The sequence below is a fragment of the Rhodococcus sp. 11-3 genome (assembly GCF_023704055.1).
Taxonomy (GTDB): domain Bacteria; phylum Actinomycetota; class Actinomycetes; order Mycobacteriales; family Mycobacteriaceae; genus Rhodococcus; species Rhodococcus aetherivorans.
This window is the reverse complement of record NZ_CP080406.1, coordinates 2,871,627-2,895,509: the sequence shown is the minus strand read 5'-3', so window position 1 is coordinate 2,895,509 and position 23,883 is coordinate 2,871,627. Positions and strand designations below refer to the sequence as shown.

The window sequence follows — 23,883 nt, the reverse complement described above, 5'->3', positions numbered from 1 at the left end:
ACCGACGGAGTTCTCGACGGATGAGGATCGACCACGACCGCCTCGTCGCCTGGCGACGGGACCTGCATGCCCACCCGGAGCTGTCGTTCGCGGAGTTCCGCACCACCGCGCTGGTGCGCGATCAGCTCGTCTCGCTCGGGCTGGACCCGGTGACGCTGCCCGGCGGCACCGGCCTGTGGTGCGACGTCGGCCCGGACACCACCGGATGCATCGGGTTGCGGGCCGACCTCGACGCGTTGCCGCTGACCGAGACCACCGGGTTGCCGTACGCGTCGACCGTGGAGGGCGTGTGCCACGCGTGCGGGCACGACGCCCACACCGCGATGCTGCTGGAGGCGGCCACCGTGCTCGCGGCGGATCCGCCCCCGCAGCGGGTGCGGTTGATCTTCCAGCCCGGCGAGGAGACCACCCCCGGTGGTGCGCTCGAGGTCGTCGCCGCGGGTGGCCTCGCCGGGGTGTCCCGGATCTTCGCCCTGCACTGCGCCCCCCAGCTCGAGGCGGGCAAGCTCGCCACCCGCGCCGGGCCGATCACCTCGTCCGGGGCCGTTCTCACGGTGCGGTTGTCCTCGCCCGGCGGCCACTCGGCCCGCCCGCACCTGACCGGCGACCTGATCCACGCGGCGGGCGTGCTGGTGACCGGGCTGGCGTCGGTGCTCGATCGGCGCCTCGACGCCCGCACCGCCACCGTGCTGACATGGGGCCGGATCCACGCCGGCCACGTCGGCAACGCCATCCCCGAGTCCGGTGAACTGGTGGGCACGCTGCGCAGCGCGTCGCATCGGACGTGGGCGACGGTCGAGCCGCTGGTGCGGCGCAGCGTCGCGGAACTGCTCGCACCCTACGCGGTGGACCACGAACTGGACTACGTGCAGGGCGTGCCGCCGGTGGTCAACGACGCCGAGGCAACCGCCGAGATGCTCGCCGCGATCGAATCCGTGGTGGGCCTGGAGAATCTGGCCGAGGCGGGGCAGTCCAGCGGCGGCGAGGACTTCGCGTGGTATCTCGAGCACGTCCCGGGGGCCATGGCGCGATTGGGAGTCTGGGACGGGACGAGTCCGCGACACGATCTCCACAAGCCCGACTTCGAACTGGACGAACGAGCCCTGGTGTACGGGGCGCGCACCCTGCTGGCCCTCGCCTACGGAGGCAAGTACGAACCTCGTACGCCGGACCCGAGCGAATGAACCATGCTGTCGGACTGATCGAGTGAGCGATACATTCGCTCGGGGAAGCGCCCGCGCGGCGCCGTCACCGGTGGCGACGGACGGGTCCGGCCCGGATGGGCGGATCCGCCGCGGGGGGCGGGTCCGAGCGACGCACGGTCACCCGGACGGTCCGCGCGGAGGGCCGGGTGACCGTGTCGGCACGGCGGCGGTCGTACTCCGCGCGGCGGTGCGGATCGCGCAGGACGGCGTAGGCCGCGACGATCCTGCGCAGCTGCTCGTCCGGATCCGGGCCGAAAGGGACATCCGGGCTGCGGAGGTCGGGGTGGTGCTCGCGGAGCTTGCGGCGGAAGGCCGCGGTGATCTCCGCCTGCCCGGCAGACCCGGGCACGCCCAGCACGGCGTAGAGATCGGGTTCCCTGCCGGACACGGCCCCGCCCTTCTCTTCCGTTGTCGACGCCGAACGGCGTGACGGCGCGTGACAGGAGCGAACGCCCGGCCACCCGCCTCGTGGATGGGTACGAACGGCGGGTGGCCGGGCGTCGGCGATGATCGGGTGTGGCCCGCACTGTGTGTGCCGAATACCGGCGGTGCGCTGCCCGGTCACCGGCTCCGGGCCGGTGCCCCGCCCAGCGCCTCGTGGCTGCCGTCCGGGCGGGCGGCACGCACGTCAACGCCTGGCGACTCTGCTGCGATGTCGTATCACCGTCCTTTCGCTACTACGTGGCTTCGGCGGGCCGATCCGGTACGGACCGGAGGAGAGCGCTGCGTGGCAACCACTTCCCCCGGAGCCCGCGTCCCGGCTCGACCCGGCGGTCCCGCGGTGCGCGCCGCGCCCCGCGGACGACGGACCGCGGCGGTCCGGCACCTCGGGTCCGCCACCGGTCGTCGCGGCCGGGGCCACTCGAGCATCTCCAGCTCGAGATCGAGCAGGAGCAGCTCGAGGTCCACGCCGTCGACGGTGGGCGGCTGCCCGACGGGCGGTTCGGCAATCAGGTCGAGTTCGTCCATGGTCGTCTCCCGGGGACACGCCTCGGACGGATCAGCCGTCGATCGCCTTCTTGTCGCCTACCGCGATCTCGATCTTGCGCGGCTTGGCCTTCTCCGCGACCGGGATCGTCAGCCTCAGCACGCCGGCGTCGTACGTCGCCTCGATGTTGTCGGTGTCGAGGTTCTCGCCGAGGAACAGCTGCCGGCTGAACACTCCGCGCGGGCGCTCGGCAGCCACCATCTCCTGACTCTGGTCGCGTGCCGGCCGCTCTGCGTGCACCGTCAGCACGTTCCGTTCGACGTCGAGGTCGAGCGAATCCTCGGCGACGCCGGGCAGATCGAACTCGACGACGAACTTGTCGCCCTCACGCCAGGCGTCCATGGGCATCACCGCGGGACGGGCCGCCGTGCCGAGAACCTGCTGCGCGAAGCGGTCGAGCTCGCGGAACGGATCGGTGCGCATCAACATCGTTTCCACCTCCACAGACTCTCTTCGTGCCGGTTGAGGAGAGCGGTCGATCTATGCTGGCCGCTACACCTTTCTTGTACCACTCACAACACAGCGGGGCAAGGAATTGTTCCCGGAAACCCCTCGAATTCCGCGCGGACGGACGACAATCCGCCTCGCAAAACCTCCCGCGCGCGGCCGGTGCCGGTTACGCTCGACCTACCGCATGATGCCGCGGTCGTTCCGGGGTGCCGTCTCAGGCCGAGCGGAGCACCCGGCGCCGCAGCGACATCGCCGCCCCCGGGAGGCGCAAGGAGGCACCATGGTTGTCACCGAGACGAAGGCCGTTCGCCCGTATCCGCCGCGGTATGCGCCCAAGGGCTCGACGTTCTACAAGCTGGTCACGACGACCGACCCGAAGATGCTCGGGCTGATGTACATCGTGACCTCGTTCGCCTTCTTCCTGATCGGCGGGCTGATGGCCCTGCTGATCCGCAGCGAACTCGCCGTCCCGGGCATGCAGTTCCTGTCCAACGAGCAGTACAACCAGCTGTTCACCATGCACGGCGGCATCATGCTGCTGATGTACGCGACCCCGATCGTGTTCGGGTTCGCGAACTACATCCTGCCGCTGCAGATCGGCGCGCCCGACGTCGCGTTCCCCCGGCTGAACGCGTTCAGTTACTGGCTGTACCTGTTCGGCGCCTCCGTCGTGGCCTTCTCCCTCGTCACCCCGGGCGGCGCCCCGGACTTCGGGTGGACCTCCTACGTTCCGCTCGCGGACGACCTGCACAGCCCCGGTGTCGGCGGAAACCTGTGGTTCGCCGGTCTGGCCGTCGCCGGTCTCGGCACCATCCTCGGCGGGGTCAACATGATCACCACGGTCGTGTGCCTGCGTGCCCCCGGTATGACGATGTTCCGGATGCCGATCTTCACCTGGAACATCTTCATCACGATGATTCTGATCCTGCTGATCTTCCCGCTGCTGACCGCCGCGTTCATGGGAGTGCTGGTCGATCGCGTGCTCGGCGGCAACATCTACGACCCGGCCAACGGCGGGGTGATGCTCTACCAGCACCTGTTCTGGTTCTTCGGCCACCCCGAGGTGTATGTCATCGCGCTGCCGTTCTTCGGCATCATCTCCGAGGTCATTCCGGTGTTCTCGCGTAAGCCGATCTTCGGCTACACCGGCCTGGTCTACGCGACCCTGGCGATCGGCGCCCTGTCGATGGCCGTGTGGGCGCATCACATGTACGCCACCGGCGCCGTGCTGCTGCCGTACTTCTCGTTCATGACGTTCCTGATCGCGGTGCCCACCGGCGTGAAGTTCTTCAACTGGATCGGCACCATGTGGCGGGGGCAGGTGACGTTCGAGACCCCGATGCTGTTCGCGGTCGGCTTCATCATCACCTTCCTCTTCGGCGGCCTGACCGGCGTGGTCCTCGCCAGCCCGCCGCTGGACTTCCACGTCCACGACTCCTACTTCGTCGTCGCGCACTTCCACTACGTGCTCTTCGGCACCATCGTGTTCGCCACCTACTCGGGCATCTACTTCTGGTTCCCGAAGATGACCGGGCGGCTGATGGACGAGCGCCTCGGCAAGTGGCACTTCTGGCTGACCTTCCTCGGCTTCCACACCACGTTCCTGGTGCAGCACTGGCTGGGCAACGAGGGCATGCCGCGCCGCTACGCCGACTACCTGCCGTCGGACGGGTTCACCACCCTCAACACCATCTCGACGATCGGTGCCTTCACCCTCGGCGTGTCGACCCTGCCGTTCCTGTGGAACGTGTTCAAGAGCTACCGGTACGGGCAGGTCGTGATCGTCGACGACCCGTGGGGTTACGGCAACTCCCTCGAGTGGGCCACCACCTGCCCGCCGCCGCGGCACAACTTCTACGAGCTGCCGCGCATCCGCTCCGAGCGCCCGGCGTTCGAGCTGCACTACCCGCACATGGTGGAGACCATGCGGGCGGAGGCGCACGTCGGCGTCGGCCGGCGCCACGCCGCCGAGGTGGCCGAGGAGCCCCACGTCCGGGACACCGCCGAGCGGACACCGCCGAGCACCTGATTCGGACGGATCGGTGTAATCGGGCTCCTGCCGGGGTATCTGGAGCGCACGCCCCTCACGGCGGCGGGCATTCGAGAACCACTTCGGCGGGAGGCCTGGTGTCCACTGACGCGATCGTGTTGTTGAAGGAAGACCACAAGGAGATCCGGAAGCTGTTCCGCGAGTTCCGCGGAGCGGACGACGGCGACGAGAAGGGCCGGATCGTCGGCCGGATCATCGAACTGCTGACGGTGCACACCTACATCGAGAACGAGGGCATGTACCCCGAGGTGCGCGCGCTGCTGCCCGACCTCGAATCGGACATCCTCGAATCGTTCGAGGAGCACCACGTCGCGGACGTCCTCGTGACGGAACTGGCCGGGATGAAACCCGACGCCGAGCGGTTCGACGCGAAGACGACCGTCCTCATCGAGAACGTCGAGCACCACATCGAGGAGGAGGAAGAGGAGTGGTTCCCGAGGGTGCGGGAGGCACTCGGCCGTAAGCAGCTACAGGAGATCGGGGCGCGGATGCTCGAGCTGAAGGAGAAGGCCCCGCACTCCCCCGCGCAGCCCTCGGCCCTGAAGAAGACGATCGACGCCGTCGTGAGCTGACGCGTCGCCGGACCGGTTCCGGTCCGGCCCACGAAGGCCGGGGGTGCAGAGTTGCTCTGCACCCCCGGCTACTACGTTCCGGCGGTGTCGAGGAAACCGCTCCGCGCGGACGCGTCGGATGCCCCGCGTCCCGAGCGGCTGCCGCGGTATGCGTCGCGGCGGAACGGCACGAGCCAGCGCGGCCACAGCTCGACGGCCGCCGGGTGGTTGAGCACCGGATCGAACGACGGCTGGGCCTCGTCGGAGGCGGGCACCGCGGACTCGAGCGTGACGCGGCCGGCCGGCACGAGCGGCCCACGGGCCGAGGCCACGTGCAACGAGAACAGCAACGGGACGCCGTGCCGGGCCAGTTCCAGGACGGACGTCGAGGACGGCTGGTCGCCCTCCGGGAACGCGAAGATCCACCGCGGCGCGAGGTCGACATTCGTGCGATAGGCCATCAGGGAGCCGTACCGCGCGGTCGACCAGCCCCGGGCCGGCAGCAGGACCGCCCTGGTGGGCACGTGCAGGGTGGCGAGCAGGATGTCCCACGGGCCGTCCTCGAGGGAGAACCGCAACGCCAGACCCAGGATGTCGGGCACGCCGTCGGGCGTGCCCACGGCGCCGGACAGCCGCGCGGTGACCGGCACCCGCGCCGGTGCCGGAACCGGCCACCACCGCGAATCCAGTTCCGCGACGCCCCGGAAGAGCACCCCACGTGGATGGAACACCCGCGCCCCGCGCAGCGCGGAGGCGGCTCGGAACGGCCCGGAGAACACCGAGTGCAGCGAGATCATGCGCCCCGCATACCCGGGGTACCCACAGCCCAATCGGTCCGCGCTCACTCGACGAGCGAGGCCACCTCGTGGTCGGTGAGCGTGGTCTGCGGCACGCGCCCGGCGTCACGGGCCAGCAGCACCGCCCGGTACAGCGGCCGCTGCTCGAGCCCGGCGTCGCGGGCCTCCGCCCGCAGCTGCTCCACCAGCACCGACGACATCGCGGCGGCCGAGGCCAGCTCGCTCGCCGCCAGCGCGTCGGCGAGTCGGCGCAACGCCAGTACGTCGAGCTCCCGGCAGCCGCCGTTCGCGTACAACGCCAGCGGAACCGACACGAGCCGATCCCCGTCGTTGAGCCGCAACACCACCTGACTCACCCGCAGCGCCGACACCACCAGCTCGACCCCGGCGAGGTTGCGCAGCTCCACCCGCCGGGTGCGCAGCGCCCCCTTCGCGGTGACCGTGGTGCCGTCGATCCAGCGGTGCCGGCGCAGCACCGCCAGGGCGCCCACCGCGGGCGGCACCCCGACGAGCACACCGAACACGACCGCAACCAGCGGGCTGGACACCAGGTACACCAGCAGACCGGCCACCACGCCGATCAGGAGGGAGAACACCGCGACTCTCCCGGCGCGGGGCGCGAGCACCCGCGCGGGGATCAGGTCCAGACGGGTCGGCGCGGGACGGGCCGACGGGTCAGGTGCGGGCAACGACGTCCCCGACCCGGGCGACCACGTCGTCGAGCGGCACGGTGTGCTGTTCGCCGGTGCGCAGGTCCTTGACGACGATCTCGCCGGCCTCGAGTTCGCGCTCCCCCAGCACGAGCGCGACCACGGCACCGGAACGGTCGGCGGCCTTCATCGCGCCCTTGACGCCGCGACCGCCGTACGCCAGGTCCACGCGGATGCCGGCGGCGCGCAGCCGGTGGGCGATCGGCACCAGCGTCGACTTGGCGGCCTCGCCCATCGGCACGCAGAACACCTCGCAGCGGGCGGGGCTGCCCGCGGTCCTGCCCTCGGCGGCGAGCGCGAGGACCGTGCGGTCGACGCCGAGCCCGAAGCCGATACCGGAGAGCGGCTGGCCGCCGAGCTGCGCCATCAGGCCGTCGTAGCGGCCGCCGCCACCGATCCCGGACTGGGCGCCGAGCCCGTCGTGGACGAATTCGAACGTCGTCTTCGTGTAATAGTCGAGGCCGCGCACCATGCGCGGGTTGATCGTGTACGGCACGCCGAGCGCGTCGAGATGCGAGAGCACCTCGTCGAAGTGCGCCTTGGCCGTGTCGGAAAGGTGGTCGAGCATGAGCGGCGCGTCGGCCGTCATCTCCCGCACGTGGGGGCGTTTGTCGTCGAGCACCCGCAACGGGTTGATCTCGGCGCGGCGGCGGGTCTCCTCGTCCAGGTCCAGCTTGAACAGGAACTGCTGCAACAACTCCCGGTACTGCGGGCGGCACGTCTCGTCGCCGAGGGACGTGATCTCGAGGCGGAACCCCTCGAGGCCCAGGCTGCGGAATCCGGCGTCGGCGACGGCGATGACCTCGGCGTCGAGGGCCGGATCGTCGACGCCGATCGCCTCGACGCCCACCTGCTGCAGCTGGCGGTACCGGCCGGCCTGGGGGCGCTCGTACCGGAAGAACGGGCCCGAGTAGCTCAGCTTGACGGGCAGCTGGCCACGGTCGAGGCCGTGCTCGATCACCGCCCGCATCACACCCGCGGTGCCCTCCGGGCGCAGCGTGACGGACCGGTCGCCGCGATCGGCGAACGTGTACATCTCTTTGCTGACGACGTCGGTGGACTCGCCGACGCCGCGCGCGAACAGTCCGGTGTCCTCGAAGATCGGCAGCTCGATGTGCCCGTAGCCGGCCAGCCGCGCCGCGCGGGTCAGCCCGTCGCGCACGGCGACGAACTCCGCGGACTGCGGGGGGACGTAATCGGGTACACCCTTGGGCGCCGAGAACGTGGAGGGCTTGCTCAACTGTCGCTGCTTTCTCTCGTCGGTGGATCGGAGGCCGGGCCGGCCCGGGGCCGGGGTCAGCGGGAGCCGGCCAGCCCCACCAGGAACGGGTTCGACACCCGCTCCTGGCCGATGGTGCTGGACGGGCCGTGGCCGGGCAGGATCGCGGTGGCGTCGTCGCGCACGAGCAGTTTCGCCGCGATCGACGCGAGCAGCTGTTCGTGGTTGCCACCCGGCAGGTCGGTGCGGCCGATCGACCCCTGGAACAGGGTGTCGCCGGTGAGGGCGATCTCGACGTCGCCGCCGTCGGGGGTCGTCGCGTGGGTGCGCAGCACCACCGAGCCCTGGGTGTGCCCCGGGGTGTGATCGACGGCGAACCGGATGCCGGCGTGCTCGATCTCGTCCCCGTCGGCCAGTTCGATCACGGTCCGCGGCTCGGCGAATTCGGCGCCCTCGAGGAACGGCTTCAACGTCGGGCCGATGCCGCGCCCGGGATCGGTCAGCATGTAGCGGTCGTCCGGATGGATATAGGCCGGGATGTCGTAGCGGTCGGCGACGGCCTGCGCCGACCAGATGTGGTCGAGGTGCCCGTGGGTGAGCAGCACCGCGCGCGGCGTCAGTCCGGACCGGGTGAGAAAGTCGGCGAGGGGCTCGGCGGCATCCTGCCCGGGGTCGACGACGACGCATTCCTTCGCGTCGTCCTGCGCGAGGATGTAGCAGTTGGTCTGGAACATCCCGGCGGGGAATCCGGTGACGAGCACGGGCATCGCTCCTACGGTGTGGGCCTTCGCGTGGCCCCTACAGCCTAGGCCGGGCTCCCCGTCGCCCGGTTCTCAGGTTGGGGTGGCAGACTCGATCCGGCTCGAGCCGGGTTCCAGCGGCGACGCTGGGACCGGCAACGACGATCGGTTACGGGAGGACTACTGCAGTGCCGAGCAACGCACAGCGGCGCCAGGCCGCCAAACGCAAACTCGAGCGGCAACTCGAACGGCGGGCACAGCGGGCGCGCAAGCGCCGCCAGCTGACCATCGGTCTGTCGGCGCTCGGTGTGGCCGCGGTCGTCGCGGCGGGCGTCGGCATCTGGGTGCTCGGCCGCGGCGGCGACGACGCCGCCTCCACCGCGGCGTCGGAGACGACCGACCCGGCGCAGACCGAGTTCGCGGCGCTGCCCGCGGGCCGGTCGGAACCGCTGCCCGAATCGGTGAACTGTGCGTACCCGCCCGGCGGCGAACCGGCCAGGCCGGTGCAGCCGCCGCGCACTGACGGCATCCTCACCACCGGCGAGGGCAATACCGACATAAGCGTCAGTGTGGAGACCACCCAGGGCAACATCGGCCTGGTCCTGCACAACGACACCTCCCCGTGCACGGTCAACAACTTCCTGTCCCTGGCGTCGCAGGGGTACTTCGACGACACCGCCTGCCACCGCCTGACCACGTCCGACTCGCTCGCCGTGCTGCAGTGCGGCGACCCGACCGGCACCGGCGCCGGCGGCCCCGGCTACCAGTTCGCCAACGAGTTCCCCACCGACCAGTACGCGCCCGAGGATCCGGCGGCCACGCAGCCGCTGACGTACCCGCGCGGCACCGTCGCGATGGCCAACGCCGGCGCCGGCACCAACGGCAGCCAGTTCTTCCTCGTGTACGGCGACTCGATCCTGCCGCCGCAGTACACCGTGTTCGGCACCATCGACGAGACCGGCCTGGCGACCCTCGACACGGTCGCCGCCGCCGGGGTCGAGGGCGGCGGCCAGGACGGCGCGCCGGCCCAGCCGATCTCCCTGACCAGTGTGAGGATGGACTGATGACCCGTACCCGATCCGGCGCTGCCCGGGCCGCCGTGGCCGTGGTCGGTGTGGCGCTGCTGCTCACCGCCTGCTCCGGCGACCCGGACGACGGGTCCGCGACGTCCACGTCGAGCACCGCGGCCTCGGCACCGACGTCCGCACCGTCGCTGTCCGACTTCCCGGCCCTGCCCGCCCAGCGGGCCGAGCCGCTGCCCGATACGGTGAGCTGCGCGTACCCGTCCGACGGGCGACCGGCCGCGAAGCCGGTGCAGCCGCCGCGCGCCGAGGCCGTCCCCACCACCGACACCGACGTCACCGTGGCGACCACCCAGGGCGACATCGGGCTGGCCCTGCGGGGCGAGCTGTCCCCGTGCACCGTCGGCAGCTTCCTGTCGCTGGCCTCCCAGGGGTATTTCGATGACACCGACTGCCACCGGTTGACGACCGACCCGACGCTGTCGGTGCTGCAGTGCGGCGACCCCACCGCCACGGGTACCGGCGGACCGGGCTACGAGTTCGCCAACGAGTTCCCCACCGACCAGTACGCGGCCGGAGATCCGCAGGCGCAGAATCCGATGATCTACCCACGGGGCACGCTCGCGATGGCCAATGCCGGTCCCGGCACGGACGGCAGCCAGTTCTTCCTGGTCTACGGCGATTCGATCCTGCCGCCGCAGTACACCGTGTTCGGCACCATCGACGAGACCGGCCTGGCGACCCTCGACGAGATCGCCGCGGCCGGGGTGGACGGCGGCGGACCCGACGGACCACCGGCGGCGCCGACGACGCTGACCGCCGTCCGCACGGACTGATCCGGCGCGTCTCCCAACGCCCCGCCCACCCGCCGGTGGGCGGGGCGTTCGCGTCCCCGCCGCCGGCAGGGGTCTGTCGGATTGTGACGGGATCGTCTACTGTGCCGTGTCTGTGACCTCAGGTACCTCCATTGCTGCGCGCCTGGCCGCGACGCTCGGCGCAGCACTCGCGGCTGCGGCGTGTGCCGCTTCCGACACCGGGCCCGCCCCTGCCGCGCTGCGGGCGACGACCACCGCGGCCGCCACCTCCCCCGGCTTCGACCCGTCCGCCTATGTTGCGATGCCGCCGCGGCCGGAACCGGCGGCCGCCACCGTCGCCTGCGCGTTCCGTGCCGCCGGGCCGGCCGCGAGGACGGCGACCGTGCCCGCGTCGACGTCCGTGCCCGCGACCGGGACGGTGGAGCTGACGCTGACGACCTCCGCGGGTCCGGTCCCGCTGGTCCTCGAGCGCGCCGCAGCGCCGTGTGCGGTGCAGAGTTTCGTCGGCCTCGCCCGGCAGGGCTTCTTCGACGGGACCGAGTGCCATCACGTGACCGACGAACCGGGGATGCAGATGTTCCGGTGCGGCGACCCCACCGGATCCGGGACGGGAGGGCCCGGCTACACGTTCGCCGACGAGTACCCCGTCACGGTCGTCCGCGGGGAGAACGGCTACCTGCCGTCCCCCGTCGTGTATCCGCGCGGCACCGTCGCGATGGCCAACGCCGGGCACCGGGACAGCAACGGCAGTCAGTTCCTGCTCGTGTTCGGCGATTCCCTGCTGCAGCCGCAGTATTCGGTGTTCGGCACCGTCGGAGAACCCGGCCTGCGGGCGCTCGAGGAGGTCGCCGCGGCGGGCGACGACGGATCGAGTCCCCTGGGCGGTGGGCGCCCCCTGATCCCGATGCGGATCGTCGCGGTCGGGTGAGTGCGGCCGAGTGAGTGCGGCCGGCCACCTACCGCGTCTGCAGGGCGACGAGTTCCGCGTACCGCCCGTCCCGGCTCAGCAGTTCGTGATGGCCGCCCCTTTCGACGATCCTGCCGTCGTCGAGCACGATAATCACATCTGCGGTGCGGACGGTGCTGAGCCGGTGCGCGATGACGATCCGGGTCTGGCGCAGCCCTCCCAGCGACGCCACGACCGACGCTTCGGTCGCGGCGTCGAGGGCGCTGGTCGCCTCGTCGAGCAACAGCACCCGGGGCGCGCCGAGCACCGCCCGCGCAAGCGCGATCCGTTGGCACTGCCCACCGGACAGGCCCGACCCGTCCCGCAGCATCGTCTCGTACCCCATCGGCATGGCGACGATCGCGTCGTGGATGTGCGCCAGTTTCGCGGCCTCGACGATGCGGGGGAGGGAAGCCGCCGCCCGTCCCGCGGCGATGTTCTGCGCGACGGTCCCGGTGAACAGGGCGCTGTTCTGCGTCACCACCCCGAACTGCGCGCGCAGCGAACGGGATTCCAGGTCCGCGGCGTCGTGTCCGTCGAACAGCACCCGTCCCTCCGTCGGCTCGTAGAGTCCGAGCAGCAGGCGGGCGAGGGTGCTCTTGCCGGAGCCGGACGGTCCCACCAGCGCCACCGTCGACCCGGCGGGGATGTCGCAGTCGATGTCGCGCACCACCCACGGCGAGCGCGGGTCGTACCGGAATCCGACACCGCGCAGCGAGATCGCGCCGCTGAGTGCCGGGGCGGGCCGCACGCTCCGGCCGTGCTGTTCGACGTCGCTGTCGACGATGTCCCGCAGCCGGGCCAGGTGGGCCGCCGCGAACTGCAGCCGCTGCAGCACCGACACCACCGAGCCGAGCGGGGCGAGCGCGGCGAGCGCGATCCCGTTCGCGGCGATCATGGCACCGAGCGTCTGCCGTCCGTCCAGCACGCCGACGACGCCGACGATCATCAGGACCGCGGGCGCCGCGACCCTGAGACCGGCCACCAGCGATTCGACCACACCCTCGAGGCGGCCGCTGCGCGACGCCGCGTCCAGGGCGGTGGTGAACAGAGCGTGCCACTGCGCGGCCGCAGCCGCCTCGGAACCGGAGGCCTTCACCGTCTCGATGCCGTTCACGGTCTCGAGCAGGCGTCCCTCGGCGAGGGCGTGCGCGCGCAACTCCTCCTGACCGAGCTGACCGACCCGGCGGCCGGTGCCCACGATCAGGACGATCTGCACCGTCGCGAGCACCATCAGCGTGACGCCGAGCATCGGCGCCCACCACAGCAGCAGAGCGAGGTACGTCAGCGCCAACGGCCCGTCGAGCACCGCCGCCACGACGGGTCCGGTGAGCAGCTCCCGAATCGCCCCGACGCTCGAGACCCGCTGCACCACGTCACTGGTTCCCCGGCGAGCGAAGTATGCATACGGCAATGCCAGCAGGTGCGCGACGGCGGCGCCGGTGAGCTCACCGTCGGCGCGCCGGCGCAGCGCCTCCAGCATCCGGCTGCGCACCACCCCGACCGCACCGTGCGCAAGGCACGCGACGACCGTCGCACCGACCACGGCGTACAGCAGCGGGCGGTCGGCGCTCGGCAGGACCCGGTCCACCAGAATCGCCGAGACCACCGGAAGCGTCATCCCGATCGCCTGCAACGCGATCGAGGCCACCACGACCGACGCGAGCAGTGCGCGGTGGCCGTGCAGGAACCGGGCCGGCATCGTTCGTCGCCGGGAGGCGGGCGGGGCCGGCGGCGGATAGACCGACGGGTCGCCGGGGCCGAACTCGATGCTCACGCCCGAGTACCCGTCGCGGAACTGTGCCCGGGTCAGGCGCCGGCGCCCCCGCGCCGGATCGACGATGTGCACGTGCCGCTCCGTGCACCGTTCGACCACCACGAAATGGTTGCCGTCCCAGTGCACGACGGCGGGCAGCGGTGCACCGCCCCCGGCGACGGCGTCGGCGGAGCGGCCGAAGGCGCGGACGTCGAGCCCGTGGCCGCGGGCACATCGCACGAGCGCCAGGGCGGTGAGTCCGTCGCGGGAAACCCCCAGCTCGTCGACGAGGTCCGCGACGCCGCGTGGGACGCCGAAGTAGGCGAAGATCATCGCCAGGCACGCCGCGCCGCAATCGGACATCCCGGTCTGAGCGAGCGGCCGGATGCGGCGCGTCACCGCGGCGTCTTCTCCGCCTCGCCCCAGAACCATTCGATCCGGGCGGTGCGGCGCCGGTCGGCGAGCCACTCGTCGAACAACCGCCTCGAGGCCTGCTCCAGCAGGTCCGAATCGGACGCGGCGGCGCGCGAGAGCACCTGTACCACTTCCCATTCCGTTCCGACCGCCCGCGGCGGCAGCAGCGTACCGGGCGCGACCGCATCGGCCAGGCCGGAGCCGAGGCCGAGGTCGAGGTCGGCCACGGTCCGCTCCATCAGCTCGGCCCCCAGCGGACGGGACGGGGCGACAGCCGTCAGCGCCGCGCCGAACGCGTCGGCCGTTGTGTCGCAGGTGCGTCGCCGCTCGGCGAACGCGGCGACGAACCGCTCGGCGGCGGCGCGGTCGGCGAAGCGCACGCGGGCGATCCGGAGCCGGTCGTACGTCGATCGGTGCGCCGCGCACCACGAGTCGACGCGGTCGACCGTCACCCGCGTGCGCAGCGCGGCAACGGCGGCCTCGCGTGCCACCATCTCCTCGAGCGCCGCGTGGTCGAGGTGCCGCCGTGCCATCCATGCAGCGGTCGCCGCCGGGGTCAGCAGGCCGCGCGCGCGACGGAAGGCGTCCATGGCGTCCTGCAGCTCACCGTCGGTCAGCGTCACCGGGCTCTCGGCGAGTTCCTGCTGGACGAGACACACGTCGACGAGTCGGTCGAGCAGGGCCGTCTGCTCCCACATCACGTCCAGATACGCCATCGCGTGCTGGATGTCGAGCGCCTCGCCGTTGACGCGTAGCAGCATCGATTCGGCGCTGCGTTGCGCGCCGCGCAACATCCACGGCACCTCCGACAGCGGCGCCCAGGACAGCGTGACGGTGCCACCGCGGGGCCCGGAGACGAGCAGGCCGAACTGCACGGTGTCCCCGTAGGCTTCCCGGTGCCGGAGCAGGCGAAGGCGCAGTCCGGGGTGCTCCGCCCGCAGGGCCGCCAGCAGTTCCTCCGCGGACCCGGCCGCTACCGGGTCGGTGTTGAGGCGCGCGAGCAGAGTCAGCGCCTGCCCGAGAGCAGCGTCGTCGAGCTCCGCGCCGGCCGGGGCGATCATGCGGGCACCTCCTGGACGGCGGGGCGCCGGGAGCGGTGGGCACCGTCGAGCAGCAGCTCGCACAGTGCGTCGGAGATGGGCAGACCCGTCGCGTCCTCGATCCACAACCACTGTCCCGACGGGTTGATCTCGAGGAACACGTAGCGGCCGTCCGGAGTGAGTATGAGATCGATTGTCCCGTACTGCAATTCGAGCTCAGCCACCAGACTGCGGCACAACGCGGCGAGCGCGGCCGGCAACTCGTGCCGGCTGTAGCGGGTCGTGGAAGGGTCGTAGCTGCGCCAGTCGAGCCGCGTGTGGTTGCTGTCCTGGCTGTGGATGGCGGCGCCGAGGACCCGCTGCCCGACCACCGTCACCCGCACCTCGATCTGTTTGGGCACATAGCCCTGCACGATCATCGGGCACAGGCGCATCGCCTCCGCGTACCCCAGGTCCGTCGTCGTGACAGGCTCGCACATGCGGAAGTAGCCGTCGTCACCGTCGATCAGGAACGGCCGGTCGAGCGGTTTGCTGATCACCTGCCCCTCGTGCCGGTCCCAGAAATCGAGGAACTCGTCCGGGGAGGTGGTCACGATCGTGGGCGGAAGCTCGAACCCGAGACGGCCGGCCAGGGTGAGCTGGGCGGTCTTGCGGGCCGCCTGCCGGATCGCGGCCCGCGTTCCCGGCACCGCGAGACAGTCCAGATCGTCCCAGAGCGCGGAGGTCATTGCCTCGCATTCCCTTTCGACGTACTCGCGGACCGCCGGGGCGGTGACCTCCGGGTGCGCCCGCGGGTTGCGTGGGCGGCGGAACCAGACCGTGTCGACGGCGGACAGGTCGATCCGCCCACCGCGGTGGTCGAGGGTGCGGCGGACCGCACCGCCGGCGGTGTAGCCGACGGAGATCGACGCGTGGACAGGAAAATCGGCGGGGTCGAACACGACGACCCGGGCGTCGCGCCGGCGCAACAGGTCGACGACGTGGTCTGCGTGCGGGTCACCCGGCTGGGTGAGCACCAGGATGCGGGCGGGATGCGCGCTCATGAGCTGTTCCTCGGGGCGGATCGGATCGGATCGGTCGACGGACGAGCGCCGGGTGGGCGAGGCGAGCCGCCTCCCCACCCGGCGTCCTCGGTCCGTCAGAAGTCCTGATCGGTACCGACCGCGCCGGTCGACATGTCGATCGTCTTGCTCGACCGATCCTCGCACGCGCGACCGCCGGACACGGTCGCGAGGCGCGCCTCGTCGAGTTCCGCACCCTCGGCGGAAATGGCGGTGATGACGGTGTTACGCAATGCGTTCTCCTCTGTCAGGATGTGCCGGACCGTCCGGCGAGGAGAACGATCGCGCAGCGCGCTTAGCATGCGCTTAGCGTCGGCTGGCGGACCGCGACGTGCGGATGGGCGAGGTGGGGTCGCCGATCCTGCTACGCCGCGGACCTTCTATGCCGCGGAGGTCACCCGGTACACGTCGTAGACGCCCTCGACGTTGCGGACGACGTTGAGCACGTGCCCGAGGTGCTTGGGATCGCCCATCTCGAACGTGAAGCGGCTCACCGCGACCCGGTCGCCGGTCGTGGTCACCGACGCCGAGAGGATGTTCACCTTCTCGTCGGCGAGTGCCTTGGTGACGTCCGAGAGCAGCCGGTGCCGGTCGAGCGCCTCGATCTGGATGGCCACGAGGAACACCGACGACGGGGACGGCGCCCACTTGACCTCGATGATCCGCTCGGACTGCTGCTGCAGGGATCCGGCGTTGGTGCAGTCGGTGCGGTGCACGCTCACCGAGCCGGTGCGGGTCACGAAGCCCATGATCTCGTCGCCGGGCACCGGCGTACAGCACTTGGCCAGCTTCGACACCGTGCCCGGCGCGCCGGGCACGAGGATGCCGGAGTCACCGCTCTGCCGGGACCGGGTCGGAATGGACGACGGGGTGGACCGCTCCGCGAGCTCCTCCTCGACGCCACCGACCCCGCCGAGCAGCGCGACGAGGCGCTGCACGACGTGGTGCGCCGAGACGTGGTGCTCACCGACCGCGGTGTAGAGCGCCGACACGTCGGCGTACCGCAGTTCCTTGGCCACGGCCTGCATCAGGTCCGCGTTCATCAGGCGCTGCAGCGGCAGCCCGACCCGCTTGACCTCCTTGCCGATGGCGTCCTTGCCGGCCTCGAGCGCCTCCTCGCGGCGTTCCTTCGCGAACCACTGCCGGATCTTGGCCTTCGCGCGCGGCGAGACCACGAACGACTGCCAGTCGCGGCTCGGCCCGGCATTGGGGTCCTTGGACGTGAAGACCTCGACGACCTCGCCGTTCTCGAGCTTGCGTTCGAGCGCGACGAGCCGGCCGTTGACCCGCGCGCCGATGCAGCGGTGCCCCACCTCGGTGTGCACGGCGTACGCGAAGTCCACCGGCGTCGACCCGGACGGCAGCGTGATCACGTCGCCCTTGGGGGTGAAGACGAAGATCTCCTTCACGGCGAGGTCGTAACGCAGCGACTCGAGGAACTCGCCGGGGTCGGCGGCCTCGCGCTGCCAGTCGAGCAACTGCCGCATCCACGCCATGTCGTCGAGCTCGGCGACGTCGCCCGAGTGTTTGCCCTTGGTCTCCTTGTACCGCCAGTGCGCGGCGATGCCGAACTCGGCGGTGCGGTGCATCTCGCGGGTGCGGATCTGCACCTCGAGCGGCTTGCCCTCGGGGCCGATCACGGTGGTGTGCAGCGACTGGTACACGCCGAACCGCGGCTGGGCGATGTAGTCCTTGAACCGGCCCGCCATCGGCTGCCACAGCGAGTGCACGACGCCCACGGCGGCGTAGCAGTCGCGGATCTCGTTGCACAGGATCCGCACGCCGACCAGGTCGTGGATGTCGTCGAAGTCGCGGCCCTTGACGATCATCTTCTGGTAGATCGACCAGTAGTGCTTCGGCCGGCCCTCGACGGTGGCATCGATCCGCGACGCTGCGAGCGTCGCGTTGATCTCGGCGCGGACCTTGGCCAGGTAGGTGTCGCGCGACGGCGCCCGGGTGGCGACGAGCCGCACGATCTCCTCGTACTTCTTCGGGTGCAGGATCGCGAAGGACAGGTCCTCGAGCTCCCACTTGACCGTCGCCATGCCGAGACGGTGCGCGAGCGGCGCGATCACCTCGAGGGTCTCGCGCGCCTTGCGGGCCTGCTTCTCCGGCGGCAGGAAGCGCATGGTGCGCATGTTGTGCAGCCGATCGGCGACCTTGATCACCAGGACCCGGGGGTCGCGCGCCATCGCGATGATCATCTTGCGGATGGTCTCGCCCTCGGCGGCGGTGCCGAGCACCACCTTGTCCAGCTTGGTGACGCCGTCGACGAGGTGGGCGACCTCCTCGCCGAACTCGGCGGTGAGCTGCTCGAGACTGTAACCGGTGTCCTCGACGGTGTCGTGCAGCAGCGCCGCGATCAGCGTCGTGGTGTCCATGCCGAGCTCGGCGAGGATCGTCGCGACCGCGAGGGGATGGGTGATGTACGGGTCGCCGGACTTGCGCTTCTGCGACGCGTGCCGCTCCTCCGCCACGTCGTAGGCGCGCTGCAGCTCCGACAGGTCGGCCTTCGGGTACAGCTCGCGGTGGATCGTGACCAGCGGCTCGAGCACCGGCTTGAGAGTGGTGCCGCGCTGACCGGTGATGCGGCGCGCCAGCCGCGCCCGCACCCGGCGGGAGGCCGACGTGGACGCCGAGGTCGGGGTCGGACCGGAATTCTGGGACCGATCAAGATTCTGGGTCATGCCCACACCTCCCGTCGCCGATGCACACCGGACGCGCCGCCGCACATTCCTCGTCGTCCGGAACCACCGGCACCTGCGCCAACTCTAGCTCTCAGAGCCGAACCAATGACGTCACCGGGTACTTTTCCAGCCGCGCCCGCCCACCGAGGGCCTCGATCTCGGTCACCACCGCCACCGCGACGACCAGGGCACCGGCCGCGTCGAGAAGCTCCGCCGTCGCCGAGAGGGTGCCGCCGGTGGCGAGCACGTCGTCGACGACGAGTACCCGCCGCCCGCGCAACCGAACCGAATCCTGCGGAATCTCGATCGCCGCGGTGCCGTACTCGAGGGAGTACTCGCGGGTGTCCACCGGCGGAGGCAGCTTGCCGGCCTTGCGCACCGCGAGGACGCCGACACCCAGAGCGTGGGCGATGCCGCCGCCGAGCAGGAAGCCGCGGGCGTCGACGCCGGCCACCAGTTCCGCGTCCGGCGCGGTGGCGGCCAGCGCGGCGATGACCGCCCCGAAGGCCTCGCCGTCGGCGAAGACCGGGGTCAGGTCGGCGAAGGCGACACCGGGCGCCGGGAAGTCGTCGACCCAGCGGGTACGGGCGGTGACCGCCGTGGCGGCACGTTCGATCAGAGCGTGCGCTCCGGCGGGATTGCTGTTCATCTGTTGATGATCCACCTGTCCATGTTCCAGCCCGCACCGGCAGCGCTGGGGTTGGCGACGGCGGCACGCAGGCCGCCGGCAAAGGTCGTCTCCCGGGGCTGCGCGTACAGCGGCAGGGTCGGCATCGCGGTCCACAGGATCGTCTCGGCCTCACCCACCAGGCCGGAGATGGTGGCGTCATCGGTGGTGACGGCGAGGGCGTCGAGGATCTGGTCGACCCGGGCGTCGGCGAAGCGCCCGACGTTGCTGCCGGCCGCGGAGTTGAGGGCGCCGCGCGCGTCCTGCATGTCGGCCGTGCCTCCCGCCCCTGCCGCGACGGCGGTCCCGGCCAGGACGGCATCGACCTGTCCCGCCGTGAGCTGCGACGGCGTGAACGTGTCCGAGGCGGCGTCGACCACCTCGATGCCCGCCTCGCGACAGGACTGGGCGATCAGCTCGACGGTACGGGCGCGGCGCGGGTCCGGGCCGAGGTACCCGATCCGCACGGTGATGCGGTCCGTCCCCGCAGCGGCGAGCTCGGCCTGCGCCGCGGTCGTGTCCGCCCGGTCGTAGCGGGCTGCGGGCCCGGACACGCCCGGGTACAGCGGCGAGTCGGCGGGCAGCAGCCGCGACGACGTCGTCCCGGAACCGAGTCCGGTGGCGGGCACGTCCCCGACCCGGCCGAACTCGTCGAACAACTGCGAGCGGGGCACGCACAGCGCGAACGCCCGGCGCGCGGCGGCGGCGCCGAGGCTGCCCCCGCCGGTGCCCAGCACGAGCTGCTCGACGTTGCGCGACGCCGCGGCCGTCGTCTCCACGTCGTCCCCGAGGGACAGGTCGAGTGCCCCGGTGCCGGTGTCGGCGACGTGGACGCGGCCGTCGGCGGCCGCCGCGGAGGCGTCGGTGCCGCGCGGCCACACCACGATCCGGTCGGTGCCGGGCTTGTTGCCCCACCAGCGTTCGTTCGCGACGAGGACGAGCCCGTCCTCGGCGGTGAACGACTCGATCCGGTAGGGGCCGGATGCCGGCAGCAGCGACAGGTCCAGCCGGCCGGGGGTCAGGTTCCACCCGGTGTTCCAGAAGTCGGCGAGCCGGCGCAGCGCCTCGACGTCGCCACCGCCGATGGCGGCGACCACGTCGGGCACCCCCGAGACCCGGGCAGCGACGTGCGCGGGCATCAGCTCGGTGGCGCCGAACAGGGCTCGCCAGTCGGCGTAGGCTCGGCCGGCGCGGAAGACGACGGTGGCGTCCTTGGACCCGGTCTGACAGTCGATCCGTTCGATGTCGACGTAGCCGGAGCGCCGGGCGGCGGAGAACAGGTTCGCCGGAGCACCCGAGGCGTCGGGCGCGGTGAATCGGCCGCTGGCGGCGGCCCAGGCGAGCACCAGGTCGTCGCACGACATCGGCACCCCGTCCGAGTACACGGAGTCCGGGGACAGCCGGTACTGGACGGTCAGCGGGTCCTGCGAGACGACGGTGGCCGCCCCGATGTCGGTGTCGGAGATCACCTGACCGGCCGGATCGACGTAGCCGAAGCCGGGCAGCACGCGGGCCAGGGCCTGCCGGGCTCCCGAGGCGGCGCCGTCCACGGTGTTGGCGTTGTAGGTGGTCACCGTGTTGTCGACGGCATACCCGATGGAGGGCAGGGACTCCTCCGTCGTGCCACAGGCGACGGTGGTCGCGGCGAGCGCCGCCGCGGCGGCCGCGCCCGCGATCGCCGCGCGGACGGACCGGCGGCGCCGGGCTCGACGTGTGTGCTCGGGTGCCGACATGTCAGTGCCTTCTCTTGGCGCGCTTTCCGGTGGGCCGGACGCCCGGTCTGGGGGTGCGCTCGGCCACCGGCGCGGCGCCGGCGCCCGCCGTCGTGGTCGCTCCGATGCGCTTGGTCACGGACACGGGTGTCGCGCCGACGTGCGCGCCGACGGCCTCCCCGGCGGGGGGCACGGTCCGCGATTCGGCGGCGCCGCGCTTGGCGAGCACCTTGCGGGTGTGTGCAGCCACCGGCCCGCGCCATTCCTTGAGAGTCACCAGCAGCGGAGTCGCGAAGAAGATCGACGAATAGGCGCCGACCACGATGCCGACGAGCTGGACGAGGGCGAGGTCCTTGAGGGTGCCGACGCCGAGCAGCCACACCGCGATGACCATCAGCGCGAGCACCGGCAGCACCGAGATGACCGTGGTGTTGATCGACCGCATGAGGGTCTGGTTGACGGCGAGGTTGGCCTGCTCGGCGTAGGTCCGACGATGCAGGTGCAGGATGCCGCGCGTGTTCTCCTCGACCTTGTCGAACACCACCACGGAGTCGTACAGCGAGAAGCCGAGGATGGTGAGCAGGCCGATGACGGTGGCCGGGGTGACCTCGAATCCGACGAGCGAATACACCCCCGCGGTGACGATCATGTCGAAGAACAGGGCGGCCAGCGCCGCGAGCGCCATGTCCCGCTCGTAGCGCACCGCGATGTAGATGCTGACGAGCACCAGGAACACCGCGAGCGCGATGAGGGCCTTCTGGGTGATCTGTCCGCCCCACGTCTCGCTGACGTCGGCGACGCTGATCGCGTCGCGCGACGGCACGCCGTCGGGCCCGGTCGGCTGGAACTCGTCGTACAGCGCGTTCTGCAGGGTCCGGACCTGCTCGAGGTCGAGGGCCTCCGAACGGATCTGAATGGAGGCGCCCGCGCCGGACCCGACGGTCTGCACCGATACGGGCTCGGTGCCGAGGGTGTCGGAGTACACCGTCTCCACCTGCTCGGTGGTGACGCCCTCGGCGGCCGGGAGCTGGATACGGGTGCCACCCTCGAAGTCGATGCCCCACGTGAAGCCGCGGATCAGCATGCTCAGCAGCGCCACCAGCACGATGCCGCCGGTGAGCAGGTAGTAGAACTTGCGGCGGCCGACGATCTCGAACGCGCCGGTGCCGGTGTAGAGGCGGGAGAGGACGCTGTGCCGGGGTGCGGTCGTGGTGGTGTCGGTCATCGTCACGCCTCCTTCGCCGAGGCAGCCGCGAGCTGGCGCTCACGGGCGACCTGCTGAATGGCGCCGAGACCGTTCACGCTCGGCTTGGACCAGAACTTCGACGTCGACGCCAGGTGCACCAGCGGCCACGTCACCAGGAACACCACCACGACGTCGAGGATGGTGGTCAGGCCGAGGGTGAAGGCGAAGCCGCGGACCTGACCGACCGCGAGGACGTAGAGCACCGCGGCGGCGATGAAGCTCACGGCGTTGCCGGACAGGATGGTCCGGCGGGCCCGGGCCCAGCCGCGGGGCACGGCGGAGCGGAAGCTCCGACCCTCACGGATCTCGTCCTTGATGCGTTCGAAGAACACCACGAACGAGTCGGCGGTCATGCCGATGCCGATGATCAGGCCGGCGATGCCGGCGAGGTCGAGGGTGAAGTTGATGTACCGGCCGAGCAGCACCATCACCGCGTACACGGCGAGCCCGGACATCACCAGCGACAGCGCGACGAGCACGCCGAGCATGCGGTAGTAGACGAGGCTGTAGAGCAGCACGAGGACCAGGCCGACGATGCCGGCGATCAGCCCGGCCTCGAGCGATGCCAGGCCGAGGGTCGCGGACACCGTCTCGGCCTCCGATGCGGCGAACGACAGGGGCAGCGAGCCGTACTTGAGGGTGTTGGCGAGCTCGGTGGCCTGGGTGTTGGTGAAGTTGCCGGTGATCGAGGTCGCGCTGCCGGCGGGGGTGGCGCCCTGGATCACGGGCGCGCTGACCACCTTGGAGTCGAGGACGAACGCGGCCTGCTGGCCGATGCTGGCGGCGGTGAACTGCGCCCAGGTGCTGCTGCCCTCGGAGTCGAACGTGAGGCTGACCTCGTAGCGGGACTGCTGGGTGTTGTAGCCGGAGGAGGCGTCGGTGATCTGCTGGCCGTCGATGATGCTCGGGCCGAGCAGATAGACGGCGGTGCCGTCGGTGGAGCACGCGACGAGCGGCTTTGCCGGATCGTCGTTGCCGGCGAGCGGGTCGGCGGCCGAGCAGTCCAGGGTGGCCATGGCCTGCTGCAGGACGGCCGGGTCCTCGCTCTGCCGGGTCTCCTTGGCGGCGGCGATGTCCGCGGCGGCCCGGGCCTGCGGGTCGAGGTCCTCCGTGGGAGCGGGAGCGGGCGCCGGGGTGTCGGTGGCGGGCGCCGGGGCGTCGGTGGCGGGCGCCGGGGCGTCGGTGGCGGGCGCCGGGGCGTCGGTGGCGGGCGCCGGGGCGCCGGTGGGATCCTGCGCCGGGAAGGGCCGGCCCTGCGGTTCGGGAGCGGGCGTGGCGGCGTCGGGCGCCGGCGTCGCGGGGGCGGGAGCCTGCGGGTCCGTGGGCGCGGGCGCCGGCTGCGCGGCGTTAGCGCTGGCGATGGGCTGACCGATCACGGGCCGGATGTACAGCCGTGCGGTCTGGCCGAGGGTGCGGGCCTGCGAGCTGTCGTCGCCGGGAACCGTGATCACCAGGTTGTCACCGTCGATCACCACCTCGGAGCCGGACACGCCGAGGCCGTTCACGCGGGTCTCGATGATCTGCTGGGCCTGCCGGAGACTGTCCTGGCTGGGCGCGCTGCCGTCCGGGGTGCGGGCGGTGAGGGTCACCCGGGTGCCGCCCTGCAGGTCGATGCCGAGTTTCGGCGTCGCCGACTTGTCCCCGGTGAAGAAGATCAGGGCATACAGCGCCACCAGGATCGCCCCGAACAGGGCGAGGGAGCGAACTGGATGCACCGATCCGTTGGAAGGTGCCACGGTCTGTCAGTCTCCTCGATGCGAGTGAGTGATGCGCTGGTCACGGGGCCACCGCACCCGTCGGGGCGCGG

At 71.4% G+C, this 23,883-nt stretch carries 21 protein-coding genes; 6 read left to right on the top strand and 15 right to left on the bottom strand.

What is annotated here, in order from left to right; translation table 11 throughout:
• Window positions 1–20 precede the first annotated feature (20 nt).
• Window positions 21–1,184, top strand: coding sequence for an amidohydrolase (locus KZJ41_RS13815; RefSeq protein WP_029543502.1), 1,164 nt, complete (start codon window positions 21–23; stop codon window positions 1,182–1,184).
• 64 nt (window positions 1,185–1,248) lie between these two features.
• Here the strand turns inward: KZJ41_RS13815 and KZJ41_RS13810 are convergent, their stop codons facing one another.
• Together KZJ41_RS13810 and KZJ41_RS13805 are read right to left on the bottom strand one after the other, a co-directional pair.
• Entirely contained in the window at window positions 1,249–1,593 is a 345-nt protein-coding gene (locus tag KZJ41_RS13810) for a J domain-containing protein (protein WP_043798127.1), read from the bottom strand.
• A 612-nt stretch (window positions 1,594–2,205) separates the two neighbouring features.
• Entirely contained in the window at window positions 2,206–2,622 is a 417-nt protein-coding gene (locus tag KZJ41_RS13805; protein WP_029543498.1) for an Hsp20/alpha crystallin family protein, read from the bottom strand.
• 301 nt (window positions 2,623–2,923) lie between these two features.
• Between KZJ41_RS13805 and ctaD the strand changes: the two genes are divergently transcribed.
• Together ctaD and KZJ41_RS13795 are read left to right on the top strand one after the other, a co-directional pair.
• On the top strand, window positions 2,924–4,672 hold the full coding sequence (ctaD, locus tag KZJ41_RS13800; protein ID WP_029543495.1) for a cytochrome c oxidase subunit I: 1,749 nt from the start codon (window positions 2,924–2,926) through the stop codon (window positions 4,670–4,672).
• Between the two features lie 98 nt (window positions 4,673–4,770).
• A complete protein-coding gene (locus tag KZJ41_RS13795; protein WP_043798129.1) occupies window positions 4,771–5,265 on the top strand; it encodes a hemerythrin domain-containing protein in 495 nt (164 codons plus the stop codon).
• Window positions 5,266–5,336: 71 nt separating this feature from the next.
• Here KZJ41_RS13795 and KZJ41_RS13790 read toward each other — a convergent pair whose 3' ends face one another.
• The 4 genes from KZJ41_RS13790 to KZJ41_RS13775 are packed head-to-tail and all read right to left on the bottom strand — an operon-like array spanning window position 5,337 to window position 8,731.
• Window positions 5,337–6,041: a hypothetical protein gene (locus KZJ41_RS13790; RefSeq protein ID WP_006940995.1), complete on the bottom strand. Its 705-nt coding sequence runs from the start codon at window positions 6,039–6,041 to the stop codon at window positions 5,337–5,339.
• Between the two features lie 44 nt (window positions 6,042–6,085).
• Window positions 6,086–6,730, bottom strand: coding sequence for a hypothetical protein (locus KZJ41_RS13785; RefSeq protein ID WP_373566475.1), 645 nt, complete (start codon window positions 6,728–6,730; stop codon window positions 6,086–6,088).
• Window positions 6,717–7,991, bottom strand: a complete 1,275-nt coding sequence (hisS, locus tag KZJ41_RS13780) for a histidine--tRNA ligase (protein WP_006940998.1) — start codon at window positions 7,989–7,991, stop codon at window positions 6,717–6,719. Before hisS ends, KZJ41_RS13785 begins: the two co-directional genes overlap by 14 nt.
• A gap of 56 nt (window positions 7,992–8,047) precedes the next feature.
• Window positions 8,048–8,731 carry an MBL fold metallo-hydrolase gene (locus KZJ41_RS13775; protein WP_029543491.1) on the bottom strand — a complete coding sequence of 228 codons (684 nt, stop codon included), beginning with the start codon at window positions 8,729–8,731 and terminating at the stop codon, window positions 8,048–8,050.
• 167 nt (window positions 8,732–8,898) lie between these two features.
• On the opposite strand from KZJ41_RS13775, the gene KZJ41_RS13770 reads away from it, so the two are divergent.
• From KZJ41_RS13770 to KZJ41_RS13760, 3 genes are all read left to right on the top strand, one after another.
• Window positions 8,899–9,774, top strand: coding sequence for a peptidylprolyl isomerase (locus tag KZJ41_RS13770; protein ID WP_043798139.1), 876 nt, complete (start codon window positions 8,899–8,901; stop codon window positions 9,772–9,774).
• A complete protein-coding gene (locus tag KZJ41_RS13765) occupies window positions 9,774–10,568 on the top strand; it encodes a peptidylprolyl isomerase (protein WP_065922606.1) in 795 nt (264 codons plus the stop codon). Before KZJ41_RS13770 ends, KZJ41_RS13765 begins: the two co-directional genes overlap by 1 nt.
• A 112-nt stretch (window positions 10,569–10,680) precedes the next feature.
• Entirely contained in the window at window positions 10,681–11,475 is a 795-nt protein-coding gene (locus KZJ41_RS13760) for a peptidylprolyl isomerase (protein ID WP_006941010.1), read from the top strand.
• 28 nt (window positions 11,476–11,503) lie between these two features.
• Here the strand turns inward: KZJ41_RS13760 and KZJ41_RS13755 are convergent, their stop codons facing one another.
• From KZJ41_RS13755 to secD, 9 genes are all read right to left on the bottom strand, one after another.
• Window positions 11,504–13,648: a peptidase domain-containing ABC transporter gene (locus KZJ41_RS13755; RefSeq protein WP_251550909.1), complete on the bottom strand. Its 2,145-nt coding sequence runs from the start codon at window positions 13,646–13,648 to the stop codon at window positions 11,504–11,506.
• Window positions 13,645–14,724 (bottom strand): TIGR04500 family putative peptide maturation system protein, encoded by a 1,080-nt coding sequence (locus tag KZJ41_RS13750; protein ID WP_251550907.1) that lies wholly within the window; start codon window positions 14,722–14,724, stop codon window positions 13,645–13,647. The genes KZJ41_RS13755 and KZJ41_RS13750 overlap by 4 nt, the downstream gene beginning before the upstream one ends.
• Complete coding sequence (locus KZJ41_RS13745) at window positions 14,721–15,746, bottom strand: MvdC/MvdD family ATP grasp protein (RefSeq protein ID WP_231772869.1); 1,026 nt, start codon at window positions 15,744–15,746, stop codon at window positions 14,721–14,723. The genes KZJ41_RS13750 and KZJ41_RS13745 overlap by 4 nt, the downstream gene beginning before the upstream one ends.
• Before the next feature lie 95 nt (window positions 15,747–15,841).
• A complete protein-coding gene (locus tag KZJ41_RS13740; protein WP_006941017.1) occupies window positions 15,842–15,997 on the bottom strand; it encodes a putative ATP-grasp target RiPP in 156 nt (51 codons plus the stop codon).
• 147 nt (window positions 15,998–16,144) lie between these two features.
• On the bottom strand, window positions 16,145–18,451 hold the full coding sequence (locus KZJ41_RS13735; RefSeq protein WP_006941018.1) for a bifunctional (p)ppGpp synthetase/guanosine-3',5'-bis(diphosphate) 3'-pyrophosphohydrolase: 2,307 nt from the start codon (window positions 18,449–18,451) through the stop codon (window positions 16,145–16,147).
• A 91-nt stretch (window positions 18,452–18,542) separates the two neighbouring features.
• Window positions 18,543–19,100: an adenine phosphoribosyltransferase gene (locus KZJ41_RS13730; protein ID WP_251550905.1), complete on the bottom strand. Its 558-nt coding sequence runs from the start codon at window positions 19,098–19,100 to the stop codon at window positions 18,543–18,545.
• Window positions 19,097–20,851, bottom strand: a complete 1,755-nt coding sequence (locus tag KZJ41_RS13725) for an ABC transporter substrate-binding protein (protein WP_251550903.1) — start codon at window positions 20,849–20,851, stop codon at window positions 19,097–19,099. Before KZJ41_RS13725 ends, KZJ41_RS13730 begins: the two co-directional genes overlap by 4 nt.
• 1 nt (window position 20,852) lies before the next feature.
• Window positions 20,853–22,055 (bottom strand): protein translocase subunit SecF, encoded by a 1,203-nt coding sequence (secF, locus tag KZJ41_RS13720; RefSeq protein ID WP_251550901.1) that lies wholly within the window; start codon window positions 22,053–22,055, stop codon window positions 20,853–20,855.
• Between the two features lie 2 nt (window positions 22,056–22,057).
• Window positions 22,058–23,812 carry a protein translocase subunit SecD gene (secD, locus tag KZJ41_RS13715; RefSeq protein WP_251550898.1) on the bottom strand — a complete coding sequence of 585 codons (1,755 nt, stop codon included), beginning with the start codon at window positions 23,810–23,812 and terminating at the stop codon, window positions 22,058–22,060.
• Between the last annotated feature and the right edge of the window lie 71 nt (window positions 23,813–23,883).

Coding starts and splice junctions, on each gene's coding strand:
- KZJ41_RS13815 (WP_029543502.1), top strand. CDS start 21: ATGAGGATCGACCACGACCGCCTCGTCGCCTGGCGACGGGACCTGCAT.
- KZJ41_RS13805 (WP_029543498.1), bottom strand. CDS start 2,622: ATGTTGATGCGCACCGATCCGTTCCGCGAGCTCGACCGCTTCGCGCAG.
- ctaD (WP_029543495.1), top strand. CDS start 2,924: ATGGTTGTCACCGAGACGAAGGCCGTTCGCCCGTATCCGCCGCGGTAT.
- KZJ41_RS13790 (WP_006940995.1), bottom strand. CDS start 6,041: ATGATCTCGCTGCACTCGGTGTTCTCCGGGCCGTTCCGAGCCGCCTCC.
- KZJ41_RS13765 (WP_065922606.1), top strand. CDS start 9,774: ATGACCCGTACCCGATCCGGCGCTGCCCGGGCCGCCGTGGCCGTGGTC.
- KZJ41_RS13750 (WP_251550907.1), bottom strand. CDS start 14,724: ATGATCGCCCCGGCCGGCGCGGAGCTCGACGACGCTGCTCTCGGGCAG.
- KZJ41_RS13745 (WP_231772869.1), bottom strand. CDS start 15,746: ATGAGCGCGCATCCCGCCCGCATCCTGGTGCTCACCCAGCCGGGTGAC.
- KZJ41_RS13735 (WP_006941018.1), bottom strand. CDS start 18,451: ATGACCCAGAATCTTGATCGGTCCCAGAATTCCGGTCCGACCCCGACC.
- KZJ41_RS13730 (WP_251550905.1), bottom strand. CDS start 19,100: ATGAACAGCAATCCCGCCGGAGCGCACGCTCTGATCGAACGTGCCGCC.
- KZJ41_RS13725 (WP_251550903.1), bottom strand. CDS start 20,851: ATGTCGGCACCCGAGCACACACGTCGAGCCCGGCGCCGCCGGTCCGTC.
- secF (WP_251550901.1), bottom strand. CDS start 22,055: ATGACCGACACCACCACGACCGCACCCCGGCACAGCGTCCTCTCCCGC.